General features: G+C 63.8%; 30 protein-coding genes. 18 read left to right on the top strand and 12 right to left on the bottom strand.

The features are described 5' to 3' along the window. Window positions 1-27: 27 nt before the first annotated feature. On the top strand, window positions 28-630 hold the full coding sequence (locus ABGX75_RS01625) for a class I SAM-dependent methyltransferase (RefSeq protein ID WP_011505414.1): 603 nt from the start codon (window positions 28-30) through the stop codon (window positions 628-630). Window positions 631-652: 22 nt separating this feature from the next. Continuing rightward, window positions 653-1,639 carry an alpha/beta hydrolase gene (locus ABGX75_RS01620; RefSeq protein ID WP_011505415.1) on the top strand — a complete coding sequence of 329 codons (987 nt, stop codon included), beginning with the start codon at window positions 653-655 and terminating at the stop codon, window positions 1,637-1,639. Between the two features lie 27 nt (window positions 1,640-1,666). On the opposite strand, the gene ABGX75_RS01615 is transcribed toward ABGX75_RS01620, so the two are convergent. Continuing rightward, window positions 1,667-2,278: a TetR/AcrR family transcriptional regulator gene (locus ABGX75_RS01615; RefSeq protein WP_187290067.1), complete on the bottom strand. Its 612-nt coding sequence runs from the start codon at window positions 2,276-2,278 to the stop codon at window positions 1,667-1,669. Between the two features lie 130 nt (window positions 2,279-2,408). On the opposite strand from ABGX75_RS01615, the gene ABGX75_RS01610 reads away from it, so the two are divergent. The 3 genes from ABGX75_RS01610 (at window position 2,409) to ABGX75_RS01600 (ending at window position 3,542) form a co-directional block, all read left to right on the top strand. Further along, complete coding sequence (locus ABGX75_RS01610; protein ID WP_287124444.1) at window positions 2,409-2,783, top strand: SMR family transporter; 375 nt, start codon at window positions 2,409-2,411, stop codon at window positions 2,781-2,783. Then, a complete protein-coding gene (locus ABGX75_RS01605; protein ID WP_011505418.1) occupies window positions 2,780-3,100 on the top strand; it encodes an SMR family transporter in 321 nt (106 codons plus the stop codon). Before ABGX75_RS01610 ends, ABGX75_RS01605 begins: the two co-directional genes overlap by 4 nt. A gap of 124 nt (window positions 3,101-3,224) precedes the next feature. Continuing rightward, the gene (locus tag ABGX75_RS01600; RefSeq protein ID WP_043557825.1) at window positions 3,225-3,542 is read left to right on the top strand and encodes a hypothetical protein; all 318 of its coding nucleotides are present in this window, start codon (window positions 3,225-3,227) and stop codon (window positions 3,540-3,542) included. A gap of 97 nt (window positions 3,543-3,639) precedes the next feature. Here ABGX75_RS01600 and ABGX75_RS01595 read toward each other — a convergent pair whose 3' ends face one another. Continuing rightward, complete coding sequence (locus ABGX75_RS01595) at window positions 3,640-4,494, bottom strand: outer membrane protein OmpK (protein WP_287124442.1); 855 nt, start codon at window positions 4,492-4,494, stop codon at window positions 3,640-3,642. Between the two features lie 112 nt (window positions 4,495-4,606). After that, window positions 4,607-5,869 (bottom strand): NupC/NupG family nucleoside CNT transporter, encoded by a 1,263-nt coding sequence (locus tag ABGX75_RS01590; RefSeq protein ID WP_110060953.1) that lies wholly within the window; start codon window positions 5,867-5,869, stop codon window positions 4,607-4,609. Window positions 5,870-6,235: 366 nt separating this feature from the next. Here ABGX75_RS01590 and ABGX75_RS01585 point away from each other — a divergent pair, with 366 nt between their 5' ends. Next, the gene (locus tag ABGX75_RS01585) at window positions 6,236-6,736 is read left to right on the top strand and encodes a YetF domain-containing protein (protein WP_011505422.1); all 501 of its coding nucleotides are present in this window, start codon (window positions 6,236-6,238) and stop codon (window positions 6,734-6,736) included. Window positions 6,737-6,768: 32 nt separating this feature from the next. Here ABGX75_RS01585 and ABGX75_RS01580 read toward each other — a convergent pair whose 3' ends face one another. The 3 genes from ABGX75_RS01580 to ribA form a co-directional block, all read right to left on the bottom strand. Continuing rightward, on the bottom strand, window positions 6,769-8,628 hold the full coding sequence (locus ABGX75_RS01580; protein WP_347410853.1) for an ABC transporter ATP-binding protein: 1,860 nt from the start codon (window positions 8,626-8,628) through the stop codon (window positions 6,769-6,771). Window positions 8,629-8,793: 165 nt separating this feature from the next. Continuing rightward, the gene (locus tag ABGX75_RS01575) at window positions 8,794-9,477 is read right to left on the bottom strand and encodes a hemolysin III family protein (RefSeq protein ID WP_110060952.1); all 684 of its coding nucleotides are present in this window, start codon (window positions 9,475-9,477) and stop codon (window positions 8,794-8,796) included. 84 nt (window positions 9,478-9,561) lie between these two features. After that, window positions 9,562-10,185 carry a GTP cyclohydrolase II gene (ribA, locus tag ABGX75_RS01570; RefSeq protein ID WP_035413972.1) on the bottom strand — a complete coding sequence of 208 codons (624 nt, stop codon included), beginning with the start codon at window positions 10,183-10,185 and terminating at the stop codon, window positions 9,562-9,564. 197 nt (window positions 10,186-10,382) lie between these two features. Here ribA and hemE point away from each other — a divergent pair, with 197 nt between their 5' ends. From hemE to ABGX75_RS01530, 8 genes are all read left to right on the top strand, one after another. Then, complete coding sequence (gene hemE, locus ABGX75_RS01565; protein WP_035413971.1) at window positions 10,383-11,444, top strand: uroporphyrinogen decarboxylase; 1,062 nt, start codon at window positions 10,383-10,385, stop codon at window positions 11,442-11,444. Continuing rightward, window positions 11,437-11,916, top strand: coding sequence for a DCC1-like thiol-disulfide oxidoreductase family protein (locus tag ABGX75_RS01560; protein ID WP_052046718.1), 480 nt, complete (start codon window positions 11,437-11,439; stop codon window positions 11,914-11,916). The genes hemE and ABGX75_RS01560 overlap by 8 nt, the downstream gene beginning before the upstream one ends. A 3-nt stretch (window positions 11,917-11,919) precedes the next feature. Then, on the top strand, window positions 11,920-12,288 hold the full coding sequence (locus ABGX75_RS01555; protein ID WP_035413970.1) for a hypothetical protein: 369 nt from the start codon (window positions 11,920-11,922) through the stop codon (window positions 12,286-12,288). 98 nt (window positions 12,289-12,386) lie between these two features. After that, window positions 12,387-13,250, top strand: a complete 864-nt coding sequence (gene speE / locus ABGX75_RS01550) for a polyamine aminopropyltransferase (RefSeq protein WP_035413969.1) — start codon at window positions 12,387-12,389, stop codon at window positions 13,248-13,250. A 125-nt stretch (window positions 13,251-13,375) separates the two neighbouring features. After that, window positions 13,376-14,404, top strand: coding sequence for an amino acid ABC transporter substrate-binding protein (locus ABGX75_RS01545; RefSeq protein ID WP_011505430.1), 1,029 nt, complete (start codon window positions 13,376-13,378; stop codon window positions 14,402-14,404). Window positions 14,405-14,556: 152 nt separating this feature from the next. Continuing rightward, window positions 14,557-15,735, top strand: coding sequence for an amino acid ABC transporter permease (locus ABGX75_RS01540; RefSeq protein WP_011505431.1), 1,179 nt, complete (start codon window positions 14,557-14,559; stop codon window positions 15,733-15,735). Between the two features lie 28 nt (window positions 15,736-15,763). Next, window positions 15,764-16,846, top strand: coding sequence for an amino acid ABC transporter permease (locus ABGX75_RS01535; RefSeq protein ID WP_258305764.1), 1,083 nt, complete (start codon window positions 15,764-15,766; stop codon window positions 16,844-16,846). An 86-nt stretch (window positions 16,847-16,932) separates the two neighbouring features. Continuing rightward, entirely contained in the window at window positions 16,933-17,661 is a 729-nt protein-coding gene (locus ABGX75_RS01530; protein WP_035414284.1) for an amino acid ABC transporter ATP-binding protein, read from the top strand. A gap of 34 nt (window positions 17,662-17,695) precedes the next feature. On the opposite strand, the gene ABGX75_RS01525 is transcribed toward ABGX75_RS01530, so the two are convergent. Further along, on the bottom strand, window positions 17,696-18,190 hold the full coding sequence (locus tag ABGX75_RS01525; protein WP_011505434.1) for a hypothetical protein: 495 nt from the start codon (window positions 18,188-18,190) through the stop codon (window positions 17,696-17,698). A 263-nt stretch (window positions 18,191-18,453) separates the two neighbouring features. Between ABGX75_RS01525 and ABGX75_RS01520 the strand changes: the two genes are divergently transcribed. Together ABGX75_RS01520 and ABGX75_RS01515 are read left to right on the top strand one after the other, a co-directional pair. Beyond that, entirely contained in the window at window positions 18,454-18,888 is a 435-nt protein-coding gene (locus ABGX75_RS01520; RefSeq protein WP_011505435.1) for a host attachment protein, read from the top strand. A 99-nt stretch (window positions 18,889-18,987) separates the two neighbouring features. Further along, window positions 18,988-20,829: a methyl-accepting chemotaxis protein gene (locus ABGX75_RS01515; protein WP_035413965.1), complete on the top strand. Its 1,842-nt coding sequence runs from the start codon at window positions 18,988-18,990 to the stop codon at window positions 20,827-20,829. A gap of 106 nt (window positions 20,830-20,935) precedes the next feature. On the opposite strand, the gene ABGX75_RS01510 is transcribed toward ABGX75_RS01515, so the two are convergent. Continuing rightward, window positions 20,936-21,862, bottom strand: a complete 927-nt coding sequence (locus tag ABGX75_RS01510) for a LysR family transcriptional regulator (RefSeq protein ID WP_011505437.1) — start codon at window positions 21,860-21,862, stop codon at window positions 20,936-20,938. A 142-nt stretch (window positions 21,863-22,004) separates the two neighbouring features. On the opposite strand from ABGX75_RS01510, the gene ABGX75_RS01505 reads away from it, so the two are divergent. Beyond that, window positions 22,005-22,781 (top strand): ferredoxin--NADP reductase, encoded by a 777-nt coding sequence (locus ABGX75_RS01505; protein ID WP_011505438.1) that lies wholly within the window; start codon window positions 22,005-22,007, stop codon window positions 22,779-22,781. 96 nt (window positions 22,782-22,877) lie between these two features. On the opposite strand, the gene ABGX75_RS01500 is transcribed toward ABGX75_RS01505, so the two are convergent. The 3 genes from ABGX75_RS01500 to ABGX75_RS01490 all read right to left on the bottom strand — a co-directional run bounded on the left by ABGX75_RS01500 (window position 22,878) and on the right by ABGX75_RS01490 (window position 24,567). Further along, entirely contained in the window at window positions 22,878-23,276 is a 399-nt protein-coding gene (locus ABGX75_RS01500) for a YkvA family protein (RefSeq protein WP_347410854.1), read from the bottom strand. 146 nt (window positions 23,277-23,422) lie between these two features. Continuing rightward, entirely contained in the window at window positions 23,423-23,698 is a 276-nt protein-coding gene (locus ABGX75_RS01495; protein WP_011505456.1) for a hypothetical protein, read from the bottom strand. Window positions 23,699-23,817: 119 nt separating this feature from the next. After that, window positions 23,818-24,567: an NAD(P)H-dependent oxidoreductase gene (locus ABGX75_RS01490; RefSeq protein WP_287124429.1), complete on the bottom strand. Its 750-nt coding sequence runs from the start codon at window positions 24,565-24,567 to the stop codon at window positions 23,818-23,820. 87 nt (window positions 24,568-24,654) lie between these two features. Between ABGX75_RS01490 and ABGX75_RS01485 the strand changes: the two genes are divergently transcribed. Next, window positions 24,655-25,536 (top strand): LysR family transcriptional regulator, encoded by an 882-nt coding sequence (locus tag ABGX75_RS01485; RefSeq protein WP_347410855.1) that lies wholly within the window; start codon window positions 24,655-24,657, stop codon window positions 25,534-25,536. 6 nt (window positions 25,537-25,542) lie between these two features. Here the strand turns inward: ABGX75_RS01485 and ABGX75_RS01480 are convergent, their stop codons facing one another. Then, window positions 25,543-26,352 (bottom strand): drug/metabolite transporter, encoded by an 810-nt coding sequence (locus ABGX75_RS01480; protein WP_347410856.1) that lies wholly within the window; start codon window positions 26,350-26,352, stop codon window positions 25,543-25,545. Window positions 26,353-26,668 lie beyond the last annotated feature (316 nt).

Below are 26,668 nucleotides of genomic sequence, written 5' to 3'. Positions count from 1 at the left end.
CTGCACGGCGCAACCCGGGAGACGCGGATGCCAGCGAGACTGAAGACCTATCGCGCCGTGGCGCACCTGCTGGGCGTGCTGGATGGGCTGGGATGGCGAGTGGGGTATCGCTATGGCGATCGTCAGCTGTTGGAGAAAGTCATCCTGCCCTCGCTGGCGGCGGATGTCGGCGCCGGCCATGTGTTGCTGGTGGGATGCGCCTGGTACACGCGCGACTACCCCGAATTCTTCGCCCGGGCACGCGTCTCGACGCTGGATGTCGACCCCGCCAAATCGCCCTTCGGGAGCCGGCGCCACGTGGTTGCCGACATGACCTCCATGGAACGGCACTTCGCCCCCGCCAGCCTGGACGCCGTGATCTGCAACGGTGTGCTTGGCTGGGGACTCAACGCACCCGATGACATCGAAGCCGCGTTCTCGGCGGTGGCGACATGCCTGCGTCCCGGCGGCCATCTCCTGCTGGGCTGGAACGATATCCCGCCGTACAACGCCGTGCCGCCGGAAGCCGTGACGGCGCTCGAGGCGCTGCATCCCGGCACGATTCCGGGCCTCGATCAGCACAGCGTGATCGCCCTGGAACGCAACCAGCATTGTTATCAGGCGTTCCGCAAGCCGGAGGTCCGGGCATGAGTCGCGCCGCCGGAGACGCACGATGCTGATCGCGGGCTGGGGCGTGCTCTTCGGCGTACTGCTTTGCGGCTTACTGCTTGTCGTGGCCTGTCTCCTCGGGCTAAGGCGCATGACACGTGCCCTGGCTCGTGACGCCGAAGCGCGATTGCCGCCGCGAGGCGCCTTCATCGAGACCCCCGGCGGACGCTTGCATTACGTCGAGGCGGGGAGCGGGCCACCGCTGGTGCTGATTCATGGCCTGGGCGGTCAATTGCAGCACTTTACCTATGCCGTGATCGAGGCGTTGCGTGACGACTATCGTGTCATCGCCTTCGATCGGCCGGGTTCGGGCTATTCCGACACCACCGACAACGAGCGTGCCCGCTTGCCTTGTCAGGCGCGCGCCGTGCACGAGGCCTGGCGGGCGCTGGGCGTCGAGCGGCCGCTGCTGGTGGGGCATTCGATGGGAGGCACGCTGGCGCTGACACTGGCCCTGGAGTTCCCCGACGATGTCGCGGGATTGGCGTTGCTCGCGCCTCTGATCGAACGGGTCGATGATGTGCCGCCGCCGATGCGGCTCTTGGCGATTCGCTCGCCACGCCGGCGGCGCTGGATGGCCGATACCCTCGCCGTGCCCCTGACAAGCTGGACGTCGCGGCGGACCCTGGCGCAGGTGTTCGCGCCGGAGCCGGTCCCCGGAGATTACGCCGTGCGTGGCGGCGGTATCCTGGCGCTGCGACCCCAGGCCTTCCATGCGGCGTCGACCGACCTGGCAATGCTCGAGCACGAACTGCCCCGGCAAGTGCGCCGCTACGCGGCGCTGAAGGTGCCGCTGGGGATCATGTTCGGCACGCACGACCGCATCCTGGACCCGGCGTGTCATACCCGCCCCATGCAGCGTCGCTACCCCGACATGCTGCTGCACCTGGAGCCCGGCGCGGGGCACATGCTGCCGATCACGCGGCCCGAGGCCACGGTGGCGTTCATTCGGCGCATGGCCGAGCGCAGTCACCTGGCGACGACGGCCTGAACTGCCCAGCCCCTCGACTCGGCACGATCAGGCCTCCAGACCTGCCCAGAAAACTGCCCAGGCCCCCTCCAGGCGCTGCTCGAAGGTATCGGCGTCGTAGTAGAAGTTCTCGGCGAAGAGACCGTCCATCAAGCAGTAGAAGGCGGCGATGAACTGTGCCTCGGGCAGTGCCCGCAGTTCGCCGGATTGGCGGCCTTCCGTGAAGAGCGTGTGCAGGTGCGCATTGATGCGGTTCTCGTTGTCGTTGGAGATCGCCGCGACGTCGGCGGCCACGTCGGTGGGAGGAAACAGCAGGTAGCGCTTGTAGAACACGCCCTGGTGCTCGCGTCGGATGAACGTGGCGCAAGCACGGATGAGGCGCTCGAAGCGCGCGCGCGTGGGCAAGCCGCGGGAGTGGGTCAGGCTGTCGTCGATGAGCGTGACGATGCCGCTTTCGACATCCTCGAAAATCGCCAGGAAGAGCGCCGCCTTGTTGGGGAAGTGATTGTAGATGGACGGCTTCTTGATGCCCGTTTCGGCAGCGATGTGCGCCAGGCTGGTGCCTTCGTAGCCGTGCCGGGCGAACAGGGCGAGGCCGGTTTGTTTGAGCTTGTCACGGGTATGCACGAAAAATTCCTGAGCCTGCGTGAAGGTCCTCATGATCGCGGCTCGGGCACGCGATTGCCAAGTCATGGCGCAAACTCTATACTAACGACCGTTAGTTAGTTGCGTGACGCCAACCGGCGTTGCCCCCGGAAGACGCGAGGCGTCGGCGATCGAGGAGAAAAGGATGACGATGCGTTGGTTGATTCTGCCGCTGGCGGCGCTGGCCGAAGTCGGCTGGGCGACGGGCTTGAAACTCGCCAGCAGTCCTCTCGAGTGGCTGGCGACCGTGATCGTGGCCGCCATGAGCTTGTTGCTGGCGGTACGTGCCGTGCGTTTTCTGCCGGCCAGTACCGTCTATACGGTCTTCGTGGGCCTGGGGGCGGCAGGCACGGTGGTGGCCGATGCCTGGCTGTTCGGGACACGCTTTTCCTGGCCCTCGCTGGCTTGCATCGGGCTGATTCTGGTGGGAGTCATCGGCCTGCATCAATTCAGCGGCAAGCCCGCCGCGTCGGCATCGGTCTCGCGTACCGACGCCTCACGGGAAGGAGTATCGTCATGACCTGGCATTGGTTGGCCCTGTTGGGCGCGGGAATTTTCGAAGTACTCGGGGTCGTCGGTTTCGCGCGGGTGAGTCGAGGCCGGGCGCTGGCCGGCGGCTTGCTCATGACACTAGGGTTCGGCACGGCGCTCGGCTTCCTGGCCCTGGCCATGCGCGGCATCGACCTGGGCATCGCCTATGCCGTGTTCACCGGCATCGGGACTGTCTGTGGCACCTTGCTGGGAATGCTATACTGGGGAGAGTCACGCCATCCCCTGCGAATCGCCTTTACCGCACTGATTGTCCTGGGCGTAGTGGGGCTCAAGCTGCTGGCTTGAGTCACGGCGTTTTCTATCTACCCCATAGACCAAGACTATAAGTGCGATAGCAAGACTATAGTAGGATAATGTTTAGCGGGCTAATAGAATGTGTCGTGTTCACTCACGACAAGGAGACATTCCCATGGCACGTTCCATCACTGCTATTGCACTTCTGGCCGCCGCCCTGCCACTGGCCGCCCAGGCCAGCACGGCTTCCCAACAAGCCGCTGCCGTGAATCACGAACCGCTGCAAGTGGCGTCTCAAACGACGACCGGGTCGAGCGTGCGTCACGCCGATGCGGCAGGTTATCGCGATGCCGGCATGAGTGTCGCCATGGCGGACAGCCAGCGAGCCGTCAATGCGGATGCCCACGACGCCGATCGCGCCGATGATGATCGCAGCTGGCTGGAGATCCTGTCCGACAACAACCGTGACCTCGGTGCGCCCGCCGGCTGGTAACCGGGACGTTTCACCACGCCTTGCGCGTTGTATGCGTGCCTCGCTGGATGACATCGGGACGATGCGTGCCCGCCGGTAAGGCGGACACGCGAACGGGTCAGAACTTGTAGTTGATGCTGAAGTAATGGCCGGGCCCTGAGGTGTCCTGACGGACGCCGGAGGCGTCGGTGTCGTCGCGATAGAAGGCCATGTTGTTGTACAGCTTCAGGCCATAACCGATGGCAAAGCGATCCGCGTGGTAGTACAGCCCGTTGAACCATTCCAGGCTGTTGCTGCTGCGTCCCGCCTGATCGGCCACGGTGTCCGCGCCGAACTTGTAATCCAGATACCCCTGGTAGGCGAGGAAGTCGCCGTTGCCGAAGGTATAGAACGGCTTGAACCAGTCGGTGGAGACCATGAAGCCGTCCCAGGAATTCTCGTCCGGGCCACCGTAGTTCTCGCGCACGTAGCGCGCGGTGAGGTTGAGGCCGATTTCGCCGAACCAGGGCACTGCCACATCCGACCCCAGGCCCACGTAGTGCTCCCACAGGCCGCCGCTCGGGCCGTTGTCACCGATGTTGGTCACGGTGGCGATGTACCACTCCTTGACCGGCCCCACCGAGAGGTCGCGACCGCTCATGGCGTCCAGCGAGAAGCGCGGCGCGAGCTTGATGAATACGTTGTCGCCGCCATTCTGATCGTCGCTGCCGTCGTCGAGGGCATCGAACATGTCGACATAGCCGTAGAGATCGACGATGCCCGAACGCCCGCCGAATTCCATTTCCACATAGGTATCCTGGGCATTGCGGAACGGCAGGCGATTGTCCTCGCTGTGCATCAGGTTGAAGGTCAACCACAGGTTGTCGTCTTCGTGAATGCCGTCCGAGTAATCCGCGGCCAGGGCGGGACTACTGCAGACCATGGTGGCCAGGAACGTGGCGCCGAGCCACTTGCTTGTTGTCGTCTTTGTCATGGTCGTGGTTTCCATCTTTATGGTTGTTGCGTTGCGGTCGAAAGACGCGCCGGGCCCGGTGGTCGATCCGGCGCGGGATTCCCGTCGACGCCGTGGGGAGGCGTCGACAGCCTCATGCCAAGCTGATGAAGAGCCCGGCGATGGTGGCCGACATCAGGTTGGAAAGCGTACCGGCGAGCACGGCCTTGAGGCCGTAGCGGGCGATTTCCTGGCGGCGGTTGGGCGCCATGAGACCGAGCCCGCCGAGGAGAATGGCGATCGAGGACAGGTTGGCGAAGCCGCAAAGCGCGAAGGACAGCACGGCGGCGGTGTGCTTGGACATGGCCTCGCCGGTGGCGGCCACGACGGTATCGCCGGAGATGTACGGCGCCAGGTTGATGAAGGCGACGAACTCGTTGACGACGATTTTCTGACCGATGAACGAGCCGGCGAGCGTGGCTTCGCTCCAGGGAATGCCCAGCAGGAAGGCCAGCGGCGCGAAGAGCCAGCCGAGAATCATTTCCAGACTCAGCGACTCCATGCCAAACCAGCCGCCCACGCCGCCGAGAATGCCGTTGAGCAATGCGATCAGACCGATGAACGCCAGCAGCATGGCCCCCACGTTGGCTGCCAGCATCATGCCGGATGTGGCCCCGGTGGCCGCGGCGTCGAGCACGTTGGCGGGTTTTTCGTCTTCCTCGATCTTCTCTTCGGCTCGCGAGATGCTGTCATCGGGCTTTTCGGTCTCCGGCATCAGCAGCTTGGCGAACAGCAAACCGCCCGGCGCCGCCATGAAGGAAGCCGCGATCAGGTACTCCATGGGAATGCCCAGGCTCGCGTATCCCGCCAGTACCGAGCCCGCCACCGACGCCAGGCCCCCGCACATGACGGCGAACAGCTCGGAGCGTGTCATGGAGGCAATGAAGGGGCGCACGACCAGGGGGGCTTCGGTCTGACCGACGAAGATATTCGCCGTGGCCGACATCGATTCGGTGCGAGAGGTGCCCAGCACGCGCTGAAGTGCGCCCCCCAGCAGGCGGATGATCCACTGCATGATCTTCAGGTGGTAGAGCACGGCGATCAGCGACGAGAAGAAGATGATGACCGGCAATACCTTGAAGGCGAAGACGAATCCGACGCTCTCGGGGTTGGCCAGGTCGCCGAACAAGAAGTTGATGCCATCGTCGGCATAGACGATGACCTGACTGACTCCCTCCGAGAGCGTTGCCAGGACGGCTTGTCCGAAGGGAATGTAAAGCACGAAGGCGCCGATGGCGGCCTGGATGGCAAAGGCACCGCCAACCGTACGCAACCGGATCGACTTGCGATCGGAGGAAAACAGCACCGCGATAAGGATCAGCGTCGCCATCCCTACCAGGCTCATGATAGTGGTCATGTCAGCATCCTGATGACGTTCGATTGTGGGTTGTTATACAGGGAACGGCATACGCCAGTGTTGGCTTGTCGTCTTGTTATTAGAGTCACAGTTTGATGCTATTAAAGTAACACGCCCCAGGTGATGTCAACTCTCTCCCATGAAGTCGTGACTCGAAAAACAGCAATCGTGTTCCATGTCGTTGTCTTAACAAGAGAATGTGCAAAATCGATCAAAAGCGGCTCGCGCTGAGGTGCGCGTGACCGGCATGGGGGAGGTCCGGCACGTCGCCGCCGAATGCGGCGCGCAAGGCGATATGAGTGGCCGGGCGTGCATCAGGGGCCTACGCTGACGGGCGCATCCTTCATCCCTGGTCTGGAGTCTCCCATGCATCCGGTCGTGCACACGCTGGTCATCGGCGTCATCAGCTATCTGGTCCTGATCGTCATCATCCGCCTGTCCGGCAAGCGCACGCTGTCGAAGTGGAACGCCTTCGATTTCGTGGTCACCATCGCGCTGGGGTCGACGTTGTCGACGGCGCTGGTCTCGACGCAGGTCTCGCTGGCGCAGAGCATCACGGCGTTCGTGCTGATCGTCGCGCTGCAGTTCGCCATCACCTTCACATCGGTGCGCTCTCGGCGGGTCAAGAATCTGGTCAAGTCGCAGCCGACGTTACTGCTCTTCCAGGGACGGTTCCGTGCCGAGACGATGGCTCAGGAGCGTGTCGTCGACGCGGAGGTGCGCGCGGCGATCCGCGAGAACGGCATCGCCGACGTGGAGCGTGTGTATGCGGTGGTGCTGGAGACCGACGGTACCTTCAGCGTGATTCCCGAGGCCGGCGACAGCGATTCGGCCTTGCAGGGCGTGGCGGGGCTGCCGACGTCGTGACGTCGCCGACAGCCCTTGCCGTCCAGGCGCGCTCAGTTTGCTTCGTGCGCCGAGGAGGGCGTGGTGGCGGCCTCCAGGAAACCGCCCGACTGGCGTCGCCATAGCCGTGCATAGAGACCGTTCTGGCGGATCAGTTCTGCATGGCTGCCCTGCTCGACGATGCGTCCTTGCTCCATGACCACCAGCCGGTCCATGGCCGCGATGGTGGAGAGGCGGTGGGCGATGGCGATGACCGTCTTGCCCCGCATCAGCTGATCGAGGTTCTCCTGAATCGCGGCCTCGACGTCGGAATCCAGCGCCGAGGTGGCCTCGTCGAGAATCAAAATCGGCGCGTCCTTGAGCATGACGCGGGCGATGGCCAGGCGTTGGCGCTGGCCGCCGGAGAGCTTGACGCCGCGTTCGCCGACATGGGCCTCGAAGCCCCGCCGTCCGTGGATGTCGCGCAGCGACTCGATGAATTCCGCCACATGGGCCTGTTTCGCCGCCTGCCACGCCATGTCGTCGGTGGCGTCGGGCCGGCCGTAGAGGAGGTTGTCGCGCACCGAGCGATGCAGCAATGAGGTGTCCTGCGTCACCATGCCGATTTTCGCGCGCAGGCTTTCCTGCGTCACGTCGGCGATGTCCTGTCCGTCGATGCGAATCGCGCCCCCTTCCAGCTCGAAAAAGCGCAGCAGCAGGTTGACCAGGGTCGACTTGCCGGCGCCGGAAGGGCCGATCAGCCCGATCTTCTCGCCGGGGCGAATATGGAGCGAAAGGTCGTCGATGACGCCGCTGCCCTTGCCGTAGTGAAAGCGAATATGGTTGAACACGACCTCGCCGCGATCGATGGCGAGCGGTTTCGCCTCGGGTGAGTCCTCGATCTGGCGAGGCAGGGAGAGCGTCGCCATGCCATCCTGCACCGTGCCGATGTTCTCGAACAGCGCGGAGACTTCCCACATGATCCACTGCGACATGCCCCACAGCCGCATCACCAGCCCCAGGGCCACGGCGACCGCCCCCACGCTGACCGCCTCGATCAGCCACAGATGGATCGACAGCCAGCCGATGCTGAACAGCAGCAGTGCGTTGAGCAGGTAGAGCAGGCCGTAGAGGCCGGTGACCAGCCGCATCTGACGATGCACGGTGAGCAGGAAGCCATGCATGCCTTCCTTGGCGAAGGCGGCTTCCCGCTGGGCATGAGAGAACAGCTTGACCGTCTGGATGTTGCTGTAACTGTCGACGATGCGACCCGTCATGCGCGATCGCGCGTCGGCCTGGGATTTGGACACACGCCCCATGAGCGGCACGAACACCCGCAGCAGCACGAGGTAACCGGCCAGCCACGCGACCAGGGGAAGTGCCAGCCGCCAGTCGGCGTTGCCCACCAGCAGCAGCGTGCCGAGAAAATAGACGCTGACGTAGTTGAGCACGTCGAACAGCTTGATCACGCACTCGCGTACGGCCAGCGCCGTCTGCATCACCTTGGTGGCGATGCGTCCGGCGAATTCGTCTTGATAGAAGCCCATCGATTGTCGCAGCAGGTAACGGTGCGCCTGCCAGCGGATGCGCATGGGAAAGTTGCCCATCAGGGTCTGCTGCTGGAACAGCGAATGCAGCCACACCATGCCGGGCAGCAGGACCAGCACGATCAGCGCCATGCCGGTCAGCTTCCAGCCCTGGTCGGCGAGAAACGTCTCGCGGTCCTGGGCGGCCAGCCAATCGACGATATTGCCGAGAAACCCGAACATCCACACTTCGATGCCGGCGATGAGCGCCATCAGCACCGTTGCCGTCAGCAGGTAGGGCCAGGCGCCGCGCGTGTAATGCAAGCAGAAGGCGATCAGCGTGTCCGGCGGCCGTTGTGGCTCTTCGGGCGGAAAGGGGGCGAGACGGTTTTCGAACCAGCGGAACATGACGATCCTCGTGGGCAGGCGTGACGGACCGACGGGCACGCCGCCGGTCGTAACGATCATAGTGGCCGCGAGGAGATTGGCAATCCGTGGGCCGGCATCATGCGCTCTCGCCACGGTGCGTCGACGGGGGAAAGGGGCGCCGTCGGCGGTGGCGGGAGGTGAGGGTCACGCCTGAAAGGGCAGCACGGCGGTATACACGGCGAAGTAGTGGCACACGCTGCCGCCGATCACGAACAGATGCCAGATGGCATGGTGAAAGGGGATCGCCCGGATGGCATAGAACACCACGCCCACGGTGTAGGTGATGCCGCCCGCGACCAGCAGGGCGAGCCCGGGGGTGTTGAGGCGCGCATCGAGCTCGCCGGCGGCCAGCACGATCATCCAGCCCATCAGCAGATAGACGCCCACGCGGAGCATGCCGAAGCGGTGCGGCCAGATGAGCTTGAGCGCGATGCCGCCCAGCGCCAGGCTCCAGATCGTGGCGAGGAGCGTCCACCCCAAGGGGCCGCGCAGGTTGACCAGCAGGAATGGGGTATAAGTCCCGGCGATCAGCAGATAGATCGCGCAGTGATCCAACACCTGGAAGAGGCGCTTGAGGCGTGCGTGACGCAAGCCATGGTAGAGCGTCGAGGCGGTATACAGCAGCAGCAGGCAGACCCCATAGAGGCTCACGCTGACGATCTTCCACGGATCGACGTGGGAGGCCAAGCTGGCCACGACGATGAGGACCACCATGCCGGCGAGGCTCAGCGCGGCGCCGATGCCGTGGCTGATGCTGTGCAGTGCCTCCTCGAGGCGCGAATAAGGGACATCGCCTTCCGGCGGGGAAGGCTGCGAGGCATGCGACATGGCAAACTCCCGGACTACATGAGGGCATGACACCCTCAAGACAGCATACCCGTCAGTGTAGTTCGCCGCGCCGGGAAGAAAACCTCAGTGCTCGCGGTCGTCCCTGGCGGCGGGGTCGCCCAGCGCCATCATGTGGCCGAGCTTGCCGACCTTGGTGGCGAGATAATGCTCGTTGTGAGGATTGCGCCCGGCGGTGATCGCCAGGCGTTCGGCGACGCGCACGCCATCGCGCGTCAGGGCGTCGACCTTGCGCGGGTTGTTGGTCATCAGCTTGAGCGCCTGCACGCCCAGATGATCGAGCATGGGCACGCACAGGTCGTAACGGCGCATGTCGGCGCCGAACCCGAGATGCTCGTTGGCCTCCACGGTATCGTAGCCCTGATCCTGCAGGTGGTAGGCGCGGATCTTGTTGAGCAGGCCGATGCCACGCCCTTCCTGGCGCAGGTAGAGCAGCACGCCGCGTCCTTCGTCGGCGATGCGCTTGAGCGCTTCCTGCAGCTGATAGCCGCAATCGCAGCGCATCGAGAACAGTGCGTCACCGGTCAGGCATTCCGAGTGCACGCGCCCCAGCACGGGCTCGGACGTCGAGACATCGCCCAGGGTCAAGGCGACGTGCTCCTTGCCCGTGGCATCGTCTTCGAAGCCGTGCATGGTGAATGTCGCCCATGGCGTGGGCAGTTGGGAGGCGGCGATGAAGCGAATCGTCACGATGAACCTCGGTGGAGCACATGGCGGTGCGGAAAGCGGACGCGTCCGGGGGCGAGTATTCTAGCAGGCCGTGGCGCGCGGTTCATCCCGCGTGTGTGGCGAGATATCGATGCTAGATGGGGATGCGTCACCGTGAATCAAGTCGCCGCGCGCGGCATTCGTTACAATGGTGGGCAAAACCGACGTCTGGAGCTTCCATGCCATTGCAAAACGACCGCCTACTGCGTGCCCTGGCGCGCCAACCGGTAGACCGCACACCGGTGTGGATGATGCGCCAAGCGGGCCGTTATCTGCCCGAATATCGGGAGACGCGCGGCCAGGCCGGCAGTTTCATGGACCTGTGCCGCAACGCCGAACTGGCGTGCGAGGTCACCATGCAGCCGCTTCGCCGCTATGCGCTCGATGCGGCGATCCTGTTTTCCGATATCCTCACGATTCCCGACGCCATGGATCTGGGGCTGTACTTCGAAACGGGCGAAGGCCCCAAGTTTCGCAAGACGGTGCGCAGCGCCGAGGCAGTGGACGCCTTGCCGGTGCCGGATGCCGAGCGGGATCTCGATTATGTGATGAACGCGGTGCGCACCATTCGCCACGAACTGGCGGACAGCGTGCCGTTGATCGGCTTTTCGGGCAGCCCCTGGACGCTGGCGACCTACATGATCGAAGGCGGCTCGAGCAAGGACTTCCGGCACGCCAAGACACTGATGTACGGCGATCCCGCGGCGATGCACGCGCTGCTCGACAAGCTGGCGCGGTCGGTCACCGACTACCTCAATGCGCAGATTCGTGCCGGAGCCCAGATCGTGCAGATCTTCGACACCTGGGGCGGCGTGTTGTCGACGCCGGCCTACCGCGAGTTCTCGCTGGCCTACATGGCGCGCATCGTCGAAGGGTTGATCCGTGAGCACGAGGGACGCCACGTGCCGGTGATCCTGTTCACCAAGCAGGGTGGCCAGTGGCTGGAGACCATCGCCGACAGCGGCGCCGATGCCGTGGGCCTGGACTGGACCACCGAGCTGAGCGACGCCCGGGCCCGTGTCGGGGATCGCGTGGCGCTGCAGGGCAATCTCGATCCCAATGTGCTCTTCGCCTCGCCCCAGGCGATTCGCGATGAGGTGGCGCGCATTCTGGCCAGCTATGGCAGTGGCCCCGGCCATGTCTTCAACCTGGGGCATGGTGTCAGCCAATTCACTGATCCCGATCATGTCGCTGCCTTCATCGAGGCACTGCATGAACTCAGCCCGCGTTATCATGGCTGAACGTGCCATGCTGCTCGTGCTCGACGCCGAGTGCCCGTTGTGTCGGCGTGCGGCACACTTCGTGCTGCGCCACGCGCGGGCGCCGGTGTATCTGGCGAGCTTGCACGACGCGCCGGCCCGACGCCTGGGCGAGCATTTCGGGGTCGACCCCGGCCAGCTCGATAGCGTCTGGCTGGTGCGCGAGGGTGAGCTGCATCGCGACAGTGCGGCGCTGTGGCGCCTGGCGCAAGGGCTGAGATGGCCCTGGCGTGGCCTGGCGGGCCTGCGCTGGTTGCCGCGTGCCTGGCGCGACGGTGCCTACCATGCCGTCGGGCGCCGACGGCATCGGCTGGCGCCGGCGACCGACTGGTCGCGCGAGGTCGAAGGGCACTGGGTGGCGCGTCTGGATGCGTCGGTCTGCCGACGGCTGGCGTTGCCCCGTGCCCTGGCGAGCGACGACGCGGCCTCGGTCCATTCATCATCAGGAGCGTGAGTCATGCGTGTCTCCCTGCGTCATCTTCGCCTGCTGTGCCTGGCGCTGGCCGTCGTCAGCGTCGCCGTGATCGCCTGGGGCAGCCTGACCCCCGGTGCGGACATGCCCCAGGAGCTGCCCTGGGACAAGTTCAACCATTTCATCGCCTATGCGGGGTTGGCGGCGCTGCTGCGCCTGGGCGGTCTGCGCGCGGTGACGGCGCTGGGCCTGGCCATCGGTTACGGTCTTCTCGTCGAAGGCTTGCAGCTGGGCGTGCCGGGGCGCAGCGGTGCCGACGGCGCCGATGCGCTGGCCAATGCGCTGGGCGCGCTCGCCGCCGTGGCAGCCTGCCGCTGGCTGTTGCCGCGGCGCTTTCTTGTTGCGCACGGATAGGCTATGTTGCGCGGTTTTCCGGTGCGTTCGCGGCAGGCCGTGAACGCCGCGACTCCGGCCCCTCGAGGGCTTTCACTAGGGCGATGACGAGGATTCCCATGACCGAGCGTCTCGATCAGGGCTGGTTCACCGAAGTGTTCGACAGCCATGGCAGTGCTTTTTCCCTCATGATCAAGGACAAGCTGCACGAGGTGCAGAGTCCCTATCAGCACCTGGAGGTCTACGCGACCGAGACCTACGGCAATCTGATGGTGCTCGACGGCTGCGTGATGCTCAGCACGCGCGACAATTTTCTCTATCACGAGATGATGGCGCATCCGGCGCTGTTCGCGCATGCCGCGCCCAAGCGTGTGGTGATCATCGGCGGCGGCGATTGCGGGACGCTGCGCGAGGTGCTCAAGCACCCCGGCGTCGAGCAGGTCGTGCAGATCGATATCGATGAAGAAGTCACGCGCGCCTCGCAGCGTTATTTCCCGGAGTTGACGGCTTCCAACGACGACCCGCGCGCCACGCTCAAGTTCGAGGACGGTGTCAAATGGGTCGAGAGCGCGCCGGAAGGCAGCGTCGACGTCATGATCATCGACTCGACCGATCCGGTGGGGCCGGCGGAAGGACTGTTCGAGGTCGACTTCCTGACGCGTTGCCACCGGCTGCTCGCCGACGGCGGCGTGCTGGTGCAGCAAAGCGAGTCGCCGCTGTATCACACCGGCTCGATCATTCGCGAATTGCGCGCCGACATGCAACGCGCGGGCTTCGATAGCGTCGCCACGCTGCCGTTCCCGCAGCCGGTCTACCCCTCCGGATGGTGGAGCGCGACTCTGGCCGGCAAGGGCAGTGACGTGACGCGCTTTCGCGAACGGGATGCCGCCGCGGTGGAATTCCCGCTCGAGTACTACAGCGTCGAGACCCATCGTGGTGCATTGGCGCTGCCGCCGTTCATGCGTCGTGCACTATCGGCGTGATGCGAAACGTGTGAAAGGCGTTAATGACACGTGACTTAGGTATATTGGCTGGGATGGCAAGCTCTTTGCTAATGTGATGCGTGGCTCTCGTATAAGCCACCACAATAAACGCAAGGAGCTTCTGCATGCTTTATAAGAACAAGTTCATTGTTGCCGTTCCGGCTGCCCTGCTACTCAGTGGTTTCGCGACTGCCTCCCAGGCGGCGACCCTCGACGACGTCAAGGAGCGTGGCAACCTCAATTGCGGGGTCAACGTAGGTCTGGCCGGGTTCTCGGCACCGGATGCCGACGGCAACTGGCAAGGGCTCGATGTGGAAACCTGCCGGGGCATCGCCTCCGCGATCTTCGGCGATCCCGATAACGTCGTCTTTACCCCGTTGACCGCGAAGGAGCGCTTCACCGCGCTGCAGTCCGGCGAAATCGACGTGCTGTCACGCAACACGACCTGGACGGCGACGCGTGACAACTCTCTCGGTCTGAACTTCACCGCGACCACCTTCTACGACGGTCAAGGTTTCATGGTGAGCAAGGATCTGAATATCGAGAGCCTGGAAGGCCTCAACGGCGCTTCCATCTGCATTCAGTCCGGCACCACGCACGAGCTGAACCTGGCCGATTACTTTCCCTCCCGCGATATCGAGATCAAGACCGTCACGTTCGACACGCCCGACCAGACCGCTCAGGGGTTCGCTCACGGGCGCTGTGACGTGCTGACCTCCGATACTTCTCAGCTGAGCGCGTTGCGCCTGCAATTGCCCGAACCGGATAGCGTCGAGATCCTCGAGACGCTGATTTCCAAGGAACCGCTGGGGCCGGTGGTGCGCCAGGGGGACGACCAATGGCTGGATATCGTGCAGTGGACCATCTTCGCCATGGTCAACGCCGAGGAAATGGGCGTTAACAGCGACAACGTCGACGAAATGCGCGATAACCCGCCCAACCCCGGGGTAGCACGCCTGCTGGGCAAGGATGGCAACTATGGCGAGCAACTCGGTCTGCCCAACGACTGGGCGTACAACATCATCAAGAACGTCGGCAACTACGGCGAAGTGTTCGCGACCACCGTGGGCGAAGACTCGCCGCTGAAGATTCAGCGTGGCATGAACGCCCTCTGGAACGAAGGCGGGATTCTCTATGCACCGCCGATTCGCTGATACGGCCTGTGAGTACCGGGATCTCTAAGTACCGACGCTGTCGAGTACCGAGGTCTTCAAGTACGCCGCGTGGGCGAGTATTTCGCCCACGCTCCCAGCACCCCGCATGATCTGCGGGGTGCCTTCTCGTGCCAGTGTATTAGAGGATCGACATGTCGCGTTCTCCTTCCGGCGATCGGGTTGCGTTGTGGCGTAATCCGACGTTTCGTGCCTTATTGCTGCAGGGCGTGTTGCTGGCGGCGTTAGTGGCGTTGATCGCCTTCATCGTCGGCAACACGATGGCGAACCTCGAAGCCCGAGGCATCACCACCGGCTTCGGGTTCCTCGATGAACGAGCGGGCTTTTCGATCCCGCAAACCTTGATCGAGTTCTCCGGTGACAGTACGTACGGCCGCACCTTCCTGGTGGGGCTGCTGAATACGCTGCTGGTGTCGGCAATGGGCATCGTGGCGGCGACGATCATCGGGTTCGCGGTCGGCATCGCCAGGTTGTCGCCGAACTGGTTGCTGGCTCGCCTGGCCGGTGCCTACGTCGAGATATTCCGCAACATTCCGCTGCTGGTGCAGATCCTGTTCTGGTATTTCGCGGTGCTGCAGGCGCTGCCCAGCCCGCGTGACAGCCTGAGCCTGATGGAAGTGGTCTTCATCAACGTGCGCGGCCTGGTCATCCCCGACCCGCAGCCGTTGAGCGGTTTCGCGGCCACGCCCTGGGCCTTGCTGGTGGGCATCGTCGCGGCGATCGCATTGGGCATCTACGCGAAACGCCGCCAGGCGCGGACCGGCCAGGCCTTGCCGATCTACTGGCTGGGCGCGGGGTTGATCATCGGAACGCCGCTGGCGGTATTCCTGCTGACGGGGGCGCCGCTCGAGTGGTCGATTCCCGAGCTCAAGGGTTTCAACTTCAGCGGTGGCGTCACGGTGATTCCCGAACTCGCCGCCCTCTGGTTGGCGCTATCGATCTACACCGCGTCCTTCATCGCGGAAATCGTGCGTTCCGGTATCTTGTCGGTGCCCAGCGGTCAGGTCGAGGCGTCGCGCGCCCTGAGCCTGCCGGAGGCCATCACGCTGCGCAAGGTCGTGATTCCGCAGGCGATGCGCGTCATCGTGCCGCAATTGACGAGCCAATACCTGAACCTGATCAAGAACTCCTCGCTTGCCACGGCGATCGGGTATCCCGATCTGGTGGCCGTCTTCGCGGGGACGACGCTCAACCAGACCGGCCAGGCCATCGAGATCGTGGCCATGACCATGGCCGTGTATCTGACGATCAGCCTGATCGTATCGGCGCTGATGAATATGTATAACGCGCGCACGCTACTCAAGGAGCGTTGAGATGTCCGGTGAATTCATGCGTGATGAGATGATCGAAGCGCGACGTCCGCCGGATGCGCGCCGTGGCATCTGGCGGTGGTTCCATCGCAACTTGTTCAATGGCCCCATCAACAGCGTGGTGACGGTGGTCACCATCGGGCTGCTGGCTTGGGGGCTCTGGCCGTTCGTGCAGTGGGCACTGATCCAGGCCGACTGGATCGGCGACTCTCGCCAGGCCTGCAGCGGGGAGGGCGCTTGCTGGGTCTTCATCAGCGCGCGTTTCGAATCGATCATCTACGGCTTCTACCCCGAAGCCGCCCGCTGGCGGGTGGATATCGTCTTCGCCCTGATGGCGGGACTGCTGGCCTGGCTGGCGATCCCCAGGGTGCCGGGCAAGCGGTGGGCCGCGGTCATCGCGGTGATCGGCTTCCCGATAGCGGCCTACGTGCTGCTGCTCGGCGGTCACTTCGGTCTGATGTACGTGCCGACCCGTGAATGGGGCGGTCTGATGCTGACCCTGACCGTGGCCACCATCGGCATCGTCGGCTCGTTGCCGATCGGCATCGTGCTGGCGCTGGGCCGTCGTTCCAACCTGCCGTTCGTGCGTGCCGTGAGTGTGGTGTTCATCGAGTTCTGGCGGGGCGTGCCTCTCATCACCGTGCTGTTCATGGCCTCGGTGATGCTGCCGTTGTTCGTGCCGACCCAGGTCGAGTTCGACAAGCTGCTGCGGGCGCTGGTGGGCATCATGCTGTTCTGGAGCGCCTACATGGCGGAGGTCGTCAGGGGCGGGCTGCAGGCCATTCCCAGCGGGCAGGATGAAGCGGGCAAGGCGCTGGGGCTGGGCTACTGGCAGCGCATGGGGCTGATCGTGCTGCCCCAGGCCCTGAAACTGGTGATTCCCGGCATCGTCAATACCTTCATTGCGCTGTTCAAGGACACCTCGCTGGTGCTGATCATCGGGCTGTTCGACCTGCTGGCGATCATTCGCGCGGGGCTGACCGACAGTGATTGGCTCGGGTTCGCCACCGAGGGGTACGTGTTCGCCGCGCTGGTGTTCTGGGTGTTCTGTTTCAGCATGTCGCGCTATAGCCAGTACATCGAGAGGCGCCTGCAGACGGGCCACACGAGCTGAACCACACCGACCGAATCGATATAACGATAACGCCAAGGAACTGCATCATGAGCCAAGCGACAGCGACCTCACACGGCGACACGCCGATGATCGAGATGACCGGCCTCAACAAGTGGTACGGCGACTTTCACGTCTTGCGCGATATCGACCTGACGGTCGCCCGCGGCGAACGTATCGTCATCTGCGGCCCCTCGGGATCGGGCAAGTCGACGTTGATCCGTTGCATCAATCACCTGGAAAGCCATCAACAAGGCGAGATCGTGGTCAATGGCGTGCCCATGACCCAGGACGTCAAGCGCATCGAGCAGATCCGCCGCAACGTGGGCATGGTGTTCCAGCACTTCAACCTGTTTCCCCACCTCAGCGTGCTGGAGAACTGCTGCTTGTCACAGACCTGGGTGCAGAAGAAGCCGCGCGCCGAGGCCGAGAAGACCGCGATGGAGTATCTGGAGCGCGTGCAGATCGCCGACCAGGCTCACAAATATCCCGGCCAGCTGTCGGGCGGCCAGCAGCAGCGGGTGGCCATCGCCCGCTCGCTGTGCATGCGGCCCGAGGTGATGCTGTTCGATGAGCCGACCTCGGCGCTCGACCCGGAGATGATCAAGGAGGTGCTCGACGTCATGATCGAACTGGCCCGCGAAGGCATGACCATGCTCTGCGTCACGCACGAGATGGGCTTCGCCAAGACCGTAGCCGACCGGGTCATCTTCATGGACCAGGGACAGATCATCGAGGAAGCCCCGCCGGAAACGTTCTTCAACCAGCCGCGTTCCGAGCGTACCAAGCTGTTTCTCAGCCAGATTCTCGGACACTGAGCCAGACGCGACGCCGGTGACGGACCCACCCTGCCTAGAGGGTGGGCTCCTGACGCTGGCTGGCATCGGCGCGCTGCGGGGCGGCGTCCTGGCGCGAGGTGGTGTCATGCCGCGCCGCCAACGGCTGTCGCGGTTGCGTCACCCGGGCCTGCCCGACCACGCCTTCGTCCGGGTCGAGCGGCCTGGCCGTGCCGATCCAGGACTGTTCCGGGTCGTGCATGGCCGGCCGTCGGTCGATGGCGCGTGTCATCACATCGCCGGGGGCGAAACCACCGCGGCGTGCCAGCATGTGGTGAGGTGCCATCCACAGTTCGGCGAGCAGGCGCAACAACGCCATGGCGAGCAGCAAGGCACCGCCGCCGAGCGCCATCATGGGCCAGCTGGCCTGCCAGGATGCGCCGCTGACACTCGGCGAATGGCGCCATAGCCACACTCCGCCCGCCAGCAGGAGGCCGAGTTGCAGCAGGCAATGAGAAAAGATCAACGTCCGTCGCGGTAACGGGCGACGCATCATGATGAAGTCGCGCATATCGCTCTCCCTGGCAGATGGCGCACATAAGCCGGTGGTTCCCGTTCGGCGCAGGATGTTAGCAGGTTTGCGCCCCGCGCGAACCTATCGGTATCTCGCCACGCGAGCGTCGCGGTGTCACGACAGCGCGGGGTTTGACAGATGCTCGCCGGGTTTCGACGCTTAGAGGGCCGCTGCCCGCCGTGGCTAGTGGGCCAGGCGGAGCAGGAAGCTCCGCGATCCGTCAAGTGACGCCGGGGGAGCCCCGGCCCAAGGAGAAAAGGATGAACAAGCGCTATATCGTGACTGCCAATGCCGCGCGTGCACGCATCTTCGCCCACCAGGCAGGTGTCGTGCGTGAGGTCGAGACCCTGGTCCACCCCGAGGGCCGTCTGCACACCGGCGACCTGCGCACCGGCGGCAAGGGGGAGGCCGACGATAGCGCCACGCACTCCCCTCGCCAGTCCGGCAATGACGACGCCACGATGGAAAAACATGCCGCCTTCTTCGCCAAGGAAGTCGCGGACTATATGCGTCAGGCGCGCACCCAAGGCAAGGCGGATGAGTTCATCATCGCCGCCGCGCCGCATTTCCTCGGGCTATTGCGGCAGAAGCTCGACAAGCCCACCCAGGAATGTGTCATCCATACGCTGGACAAGGATCTTTCCGGGGCCAGCGAAGAAGACCTGGCCGAGAAGTTTCGACCGCCTCTCGGTTGATGCGAAGATTCGCAAGAACATGAAGAATCATCGCGCTTAAAGTTTTTCCCATGAGTGCCGTTAATAAAAGAGGCATCCCCCAACGATAGGCACTCATTTATGTTCACATCGCTACGCACCCGGATCATGGTGGCCTGTGTCGCCATGATCCTGGTCGCCCTGGCCGTTACCGGTGGCGTGAGCTACTGGCTGGTGAGTCAGCAGCAGCGCGTCACCAATATCGACATGTTGAGCGCCGTGGCACGCGGCAATGTCGATGCCATCGCGGATTGGGCGGCCAGCAAGAAACGCTTGATCGAAGCGCTCCCTCCGGCGCTCGACAACGACGACTTCGTTCCCGCCTTGCAACAGACCGCTGCGGCCGGCGGCTTCAGTCAGGTCTATGTCGGCCTGCCGGACAAGCGGCTGATCACCAACGATAACTGGCAGCCCCCCGAGGATTACGATCCCACCCAGCGTCCCTGGTATCAATCGGCCGTTGAGACCGGCGATACGGTGGTCAGTCCGCCTTACCTGGACATGGTGACCGACAGCCTGGTGGTCGCGTTCACTACGCCGGTCATCGAAGACGGCGAGACCCGGGCGGTGATCGGTGCCGACGTGAGCCTGGCGGATGTGACTGACAATGTGACTTCGATCCACCCCACGCCGAGCAGCTTCGCGATGCTCGTGAACCGTGACGACAATATCGTCGCCTATCGCGACGCCGACCTGATGCTGGAATCCGCGTCGGCGCTGGACGAGACGCTCACGCCGGCATGGCTGGATACGCTGATCGATGATGGAGAACCGCGCGAAACGGTCATCGAAGGGCGTGACGTGCTGCTCTATGGCGTTCCCGTGCCCGGGACCAACTGGCGTCTGTTGATCGCGCTGGATCAGGCCGAGGCCAATGCCGGGGTGCAGGGCGTGTTGCACTCCACGCTGGTGGCCATGGTGCTGTCCGGCTTGATCGCCGCCTTGTTGCTGTGGACGTTGCTGTCTCCCATCTTCCGCCGTCTGCGTCAGGCACGGGATGCCATGTTCGATATCGCCTCCGGCGAAGGCGACCTGACGCGTCGCCTGGAAATAGACGGCCGCGACGAGGTGGCGCAGATCGCCCAGGGGTTCAATGGCTTCGCGGATACCGTCAACGACGTGCTGCTCGAGGTACGTGCCAGCAGTTCCTCGGTGAACGAGGCCTCCAGCGAAATCGCCAATGGCAGCCAGGATCTGTCTCGGCGGACGGAGCAGGCCGCCTCCAACCTCCAGGAAACCTCCACCGCCATGGAGCAGATCGCCAGCACGGTGGAAAATACCGCCCAGTCGGCGCGCCAGGCGGATCAGCTTTCCCAGGAGGCCACGAGTGCCGCCAATCGGGGTGGCGAGATCGCCCGCCAGGCCGTGAATACCATGGAAGCGGTGGATGCACAGACGACCCAGATCTCCGACATCGTGCGTCTGATCGATGAAATCGCCTTCCAGACCAACCTGCTGGCCCTCAACGCCTCGGTCGAGGCGGCGCGCGCCGGTGAGCAGGGACGCGGGTTCGCGGTGGTCGCCGGCGAGGTTCGTCAGTTGGCCAGTCGCTCGGCGTCGGCGGCCGCCGACATCAAGAAGCTGATCGACACCTCGGTGGCCCAGACCCGCGAAGGCACCGACCTGGTGCGCACGGCGGGAGACAGCATGCAGGAAATCGTCACTGCCGTGGCGCGTGTTTCCGATGTGCTGGCCGAGATCAATGCCGCCACGCAAGAGCAGAGTCAGGGCGTGACCCAGGTCAACCAGGCCGTCAACGACCTGGATCAAATGACCCAGCACAATGCCTCCATGGTCGAGGAATCCACCGTGGCAGCCGAGCAGATGCGCGATCAGGCAGCGCGGCTGGCCGAGGTGGTGGGGCGCTTCAATCTGCGTGAGGACGGACACGCGCAGACGCGCCCGGCGCTTCCTCAGTCCTGATCGATACGAAACCGTGTCATTGCGGCCCATCGGCAGACGCCGATGGGCCGTTTTCGTTGCGGTGCGGGCGATGTTGCACCGGTCGGCAGGCTGATCCTGAGGGGGCTCACGGGACGGCGGGCAGGTCGATCTCGTCGCTGCGCTGGACCCCCGCGGTCATCTCGCGGCACAGGCGCAGGAATTCGCGCATGGCGGTGGTCAGGTATTTGTGGCGATGCCAGATGAAGGTGAACTGGCGCGTCAGATCGAGCTCCGGGGTGGCGATGGGTACCAGGCTGCCGCGTCGAAAGGCGTCGCGCAGGGCCAGGTGCGAGACACAGCCGATGCCGAGTCCCGATTCCACCGCACGCTTGATCGCCTCGGTGTGTTCCAGCTCGAGCAGCACGTTGAGCCGGCCGCGTCGGTGGCGCATCGCCTGATCCAGCGTACGGCGCGTGCCGGAGCCTTCCTCGCGCATGATCCAGTCCTCGCGCATCAGCGCTTCCAGATCCGCCTCACCGGCGTTGGCCAGGGGATGCCGCGGCGAGCAGAACACCGTGAGCTCGTCCTCGACCCAGGGCTGCATGACGATGTCATCGTGCTGGCAGTCGCCCTCGATCAGCCCCAGGTCCAGGTCGTGGTGGGTGACGCGATCGACGATGGAGGCCGTGTTGCGCACGTGGAGGCGCACGCGACTCCCGGGGTGGCGGCGCATGAAGTCGCTGATCAGCAGGGTGGCGAGATAATTGCCGATAGTCAGCGTCGCGCCGACGTCCAGCGAGCCGATGCCACGCTGCCCCTTGAGCAGCTCCTCGATCTCCTCGCCGCGGTCGAGCAGGGCCACGGCCTTGGGCAGGAGTTGAAAGCCCAGCGCATTGAGCTTCAGTCGCTTGCCGATGCGGTCGAGCAATTGGCAGTCGAACTGGCGCTCGAGTTCGGCGAGGGCCGTGCTGGTGGCCGACTGCGACATCGCCAGGCGTCGCGCCGCCAGAGAGACGCTTTCATGCTGCGCGATGGCAACGAAGACCTCGAGCTGTCGCAGGGTGTAACGCATGGTGGTTTCCGACTCTATATCCAGGGAGTGAATAAGCGATATTCAGATAATTCATTTAACAGATATGTTGGGCCAGTCTTATAATTCCCGCAACTCCCAAATGCATAGAAAATTCTTTTTGGTTATAAGGTAAGGAGCTGTCGTGAGCAAACTGGCACTTGAAGAAGTTCTCAGCGTTCATCACTGGAACGATACCCTGTTCAGCTTCCGCACCACGCGTGAGCGCAGCCTGCGCTTCAAGAATGGCCAGTTCGTCATGATTGGCTTGGAAGTCGACAACAAGCCGCTGCTGCGTGCCTATTCCATCGCCAGCCCCAATTACGAAGATCATCTCGAGTTCTTCAGCATCAAGGTCCCCGATGGCCCGCTGACGTCACGCCTGCAGCACCTCAAGGTCGGCGATCAGGTCATGGTCAGCCGCAAGCCCACCGGCACTCTGGTGGTCGACGACCTGCTGCCGGGGCGCAACCTGTACCTGCTGTCCACCGGTACCGGTCTGGCACCGTTCATGAGCCTGATTCAGGACCCGGAAGTCTACGAGCGCTTCGAGAAGATCGTGCTGGTACACGGGGTGCGTTCGGTCAGCGAGCTGGCCTACGCCGACTTCATCACCCAGGACCTGCCGGCGCATGAATACCTCGGTGACGAAATCCGCGAGAAGTTGGTGTACTACCCCACCGTGACGCGCGAAGAATTCCACACCATGGGGCGTCTGACCGACCATATCCGCGGTGGGCGTATCTTCACCGATACCGGCCTGCCGGAGCTCGACCCCAAGCAGGACCGCGCCATGATCTGCGGCAGCCCGGCGATGCTCGATGAAACCAGCGCCATGCTCGACGACATGGGCTTCAACATCTCGCCGCGCATGGGCGAGCCCGGTGACTACGTCATCGAGCGTGCCTTCGTCGAGAAGTGATCGGGCCCTTGTCATCGGCGACGGCCCGGCCGATGCGTGCATGAAACGTTCGATCGAGAAGCCCCCGACACTGTCGGGGGCTTTTTCTATAGGTACTCACAGCCACTTGGGCATGGCCTGCTCGGCGCGGGCCTTGACGTCGTCGTCGATGTACACCGACACCGCGATCAAGGCGGCGCCGAGCACGCTGGCGTCATCCACGTAACCGCCGGCGGGGATCAGGTCGGGAATGGCGTCCAAAGGCGAGATGAAATAGCCCAGCGCACCGAGAATCGTGGATTTGGCCCACAACGGTACGTCGGGACGCTGCATGACGAAGTACAACTGCAGCGCGCGGCGCGTGACTTCGCGGCCGGCGCAACGCCCATAGCGGGTGATCTTGTGCCAGAAGCGCGGTTCGCGGAACGTTTCTTCGTACGCGGCCACATCCTCGGGCGCGACACTGGCGGTGGCGGGCACCGGTAGCGTATCGACGGGCTCATGGGATGACGTCATGCACACTCCTCGCGACAGACGGTGCCGTCGCGGATGACAGCAAGCGGGAATTGGCGGGGCAGGGAAAAATCATGATAGCGCAAGTCCACCCGGCATGGGAGCGCGTGCTCCCATGCCGCTGCATTACCTGGGCGTGGGCTTGCGGGTCACGCCTTGGCGCCGCCCTTGAAGGCGATATCCAGGGAGATCGCGGCGTCCTGGGGCACATTGACCACGCTCAGTGCATGACGAGTCATGTCGCGGCGCAGCGCCTCGTAATCCTCACCGCCTGCCATGCGCAGCTCCTCGAGCTGATGCTCGGTGACGTTCTGGCTGCCAAGATAGTTCTTGGCCGTCTTGCGCAAGGCCTCGCCGGTTTCGCCACCGGCCATCGCGTGAAACTCGTCGGCTTCCATACCGGCGTTTTCGATGATGATTTCCATTTCGTCATCTCCTGATCGTTGAAGGAACGCGGCACCTCTCTGTGCCGGCACCCCACAAGGTAGGTGCCGTGCCCGGGTCGGCTCAAGCGCTATTTGCATGCTGCCGTTGTGTGTTGTGACTAGATCCGCCAGCGCAACGGGTGCTCTGGAAGAGTCTCGCCTTGCGCGTTCCAGTCTTGCCATCCCGTGAAAGGAATCGGTCGATCCGTCTGCCAGTGGCGCAGGCGCTGGCTCCACTGCTGCTTGGCGTCTTCCAGGTGGCACTGAAAAGCGGCGTCTTCCTGGTAGCTCAGCCCGCCACCTTGCACCCCATAAGTGATCTGCGGAGGGAGGACATCGAACCCGACATAGTAGAGGGAGCAATGGAGTGGCCACATGAGCGATACGATATCGCCACTACGCCCCGTGGGGGAAAAGGTGGGCTCCGGTGCCCCTGTCGTGACCGAGCACATGGCGCGTTTTCCCTGTAATGGTCCACGGTCGTAGCGACGTGTCCCCGAATAAAGCCCCCCGTAGACGAACACACGATCGAACCATCCCTTGAGCATGGCGGGCTGTGCATGCCACCAGAGCGGGAATTGCAAGATGACGAGGTCGGCGTGTTGCAGCCGGTCGATTTCCCGCTGGACGTCGCAGGGAAGGGTACCCGACTGCACATGATGGCGCTGTTCGGTGAGCGCCGAAAAATACTCGGGATCCGCGCGACTTTCGAAGTGAGAGGCTCGTTCGACAGGGTCGAAGCCCTCGGCGTACAAGTCGGAAACATGCACTTCATGCCCCTCTCGGGTCAGGGACGTCATGGCAATGTCGGTCAGTGCGGCATTGAAGGAACGTGGCTCGGGATGACAGTGCACGATCAGAATGTTCATGGTTAGGTCCTCTAACGACAACGGCATCGTTACGCTAGTCTTTGCATGGAAGAAATAAAATTCCCCACGAATGAAAGTGGACTTTGCATGAATGAAAAGGGTGTGCCTTGGGAGGACCTGAAAATAGTGCAGGCGATCGCCGACAGTGGTTCTCTCGCTGGCGCGGGAAGGACGCTCGGGATTAGCCATGCCACAGTGTTTCGCCGGCTGGGGGCGCTAGAGTCCCGATTGGGGGTTCGGCTATTCGAGCGCCATCGTACCGGGTACGTGCCGACACTCGCCGGTGACGACCTTGCGACGACAGCGGCGCGTGTCGCACTGGACATCGAGGCCGTCGAACGTCGTCTCATGGGACGTGATGCCAGGCTGTCGGGGACGCTGCGGGTGACCACCACGGACACCTTGCTCATGGGAATGTTGAGCGATGAGCTGGCTGGCTTCCAGCGCACCTATCCACACATCGTCCTGGAGGTCGAGGTCTCCAACCGTACCTATGATTTGTCCCGGCGTGATGCGGATGTCGCGATTCGCCCGACTTCGGCGCCGCCCGAGACGCTCATCGGTCGCCAGGTGGGGCAGATTGCGCAAGCTGTCTATGTCAGCCGGTGCCATCGAGAGACGAGCGGCTGGGTCGGGCCCGACCCGCATCTGGGATATCCCGTACTGGAAAGGTGGATGGCACGCCAGGGGGTTGATGCTCAATGCCGGTATCATGTCGACAGCATGCTGGGAATGCTCGCGGGCGTGAGAAGTGGCATGGGGCGTGGTGTACTGCCGTGTTATCTCGCCGATATGGCGGATGACCTGATCCGGGCCAGTGAGCCGCTGCCCGAGCTGCAGGCGGAGCTCTGGTTGCTGACACATCCCGATTTGCGGAACACCGCCAGGGTGCAAGCATTGTTCGCTTATCTCTCCGACTCCCTGAAGGCTCGACAAGCGAGTCTGCTGGGCACTACGGCGGCGTCCTGAGCTGCTTCACCATGCCACGAGCGCCAGGCCGGTCAGCATGATGGCGATGGCGCCGAGGCGTAGGGGCGGCAGGCGCTCCTTGAACCAGTAGACGGCGGCGAGAACGCCGAGGGGAATCGAGAGTTGGCGCAGGGCGACGACGTGGCTGACGTCCGCGCTGGAGGACATGGCGATCAGCACCAGGCCGTAGGTACCGAGGATCATGGCGCCCGCCAGCCAGGCGCGATGCGCGGCGGACGTGTAACGCAGCCGTCGTGCCGCGAGACGTTCGCTGGGCAACGCCCGCACCAACGGCCACATCCACAGCCAGGTCGTCATGGCCTGCAGCACCATGTAGTGCAACCCGGCTTGTAGCGGGGTATAGCCATTGGCGGTCATCAGACTCAGGGCGCGCTTGTCGATCAGCGAGTAGCCGGTGGTGCCGGCGGCGGCGAGCAGGACGAAACCCAGCGCGGGGGTGAGGTAGTTCTCGAGGCGGAAGGCACGCCAGTGAGTCAGGGGCATGATCAGGGCGCTGATGGCGATCAGGCCCATGCCGAGGCCGTCGTCGAGATCGAGGGCTGGAGTCGGCAAGACTAGCAGCGCAACGGCAGGGACCCACAGCACCGGCAACGCGCGCGCCATGGGGTAGAGCAGACTGACGTCGCCCCGGGCGTATGCCCAGGCCAGCCCGCCCATGTAAAGCGCCTGGCAGGCGCCGGTGGCGACGAGCCAGCCCCAGAAGGACCAGGGCAGCTGCATCGGTGCGGGGCCCCACAACAAGAGGGGGGCGTACAGCACGCTGCCGGCCGCCATGGCACGGGCAAAGAAGGCCAACGAGGGGACGCCGCGCTTGCCGAGCAGGTTCCAGCCGGCATGCAGGGCAGCGGAAACGACGATCAGGGCAAGGGCGAAAGGGCTCAGGACAAAGACTCCGGCGGATCGAGCATGCGATGCTTTCTGGTATATACCAGATTGTCGGGCACGTCGTCCAGGCGCCGCCCTGAGACGCGCCGTCTTCACCATCGGGCGACATTGAATTGCGAAATGTCACGAATAGTGGCCAAAATGCGCCCTGGGGGCTGTACAGAGACGGCCTCTCGCCCATAATCCCTATGTCATTGCACTTTGTGGCGTCGCCATAACAAATGTC

Source organism: Chromohalobacter sp. (assembly GCF_039830575.1).
GTDB lineage: Bacteria > Pseudomonadota > Gammaproteobacteria > Pseudomonadales > Halomonadaceae > Chromohalobacter > Chromohalobacter israelensis.
The sequence above is the reverse complement of the archived record's forward strand: the minus strand, read 5'-3'. Positions and strand labels throughout refer to the sequence as shown.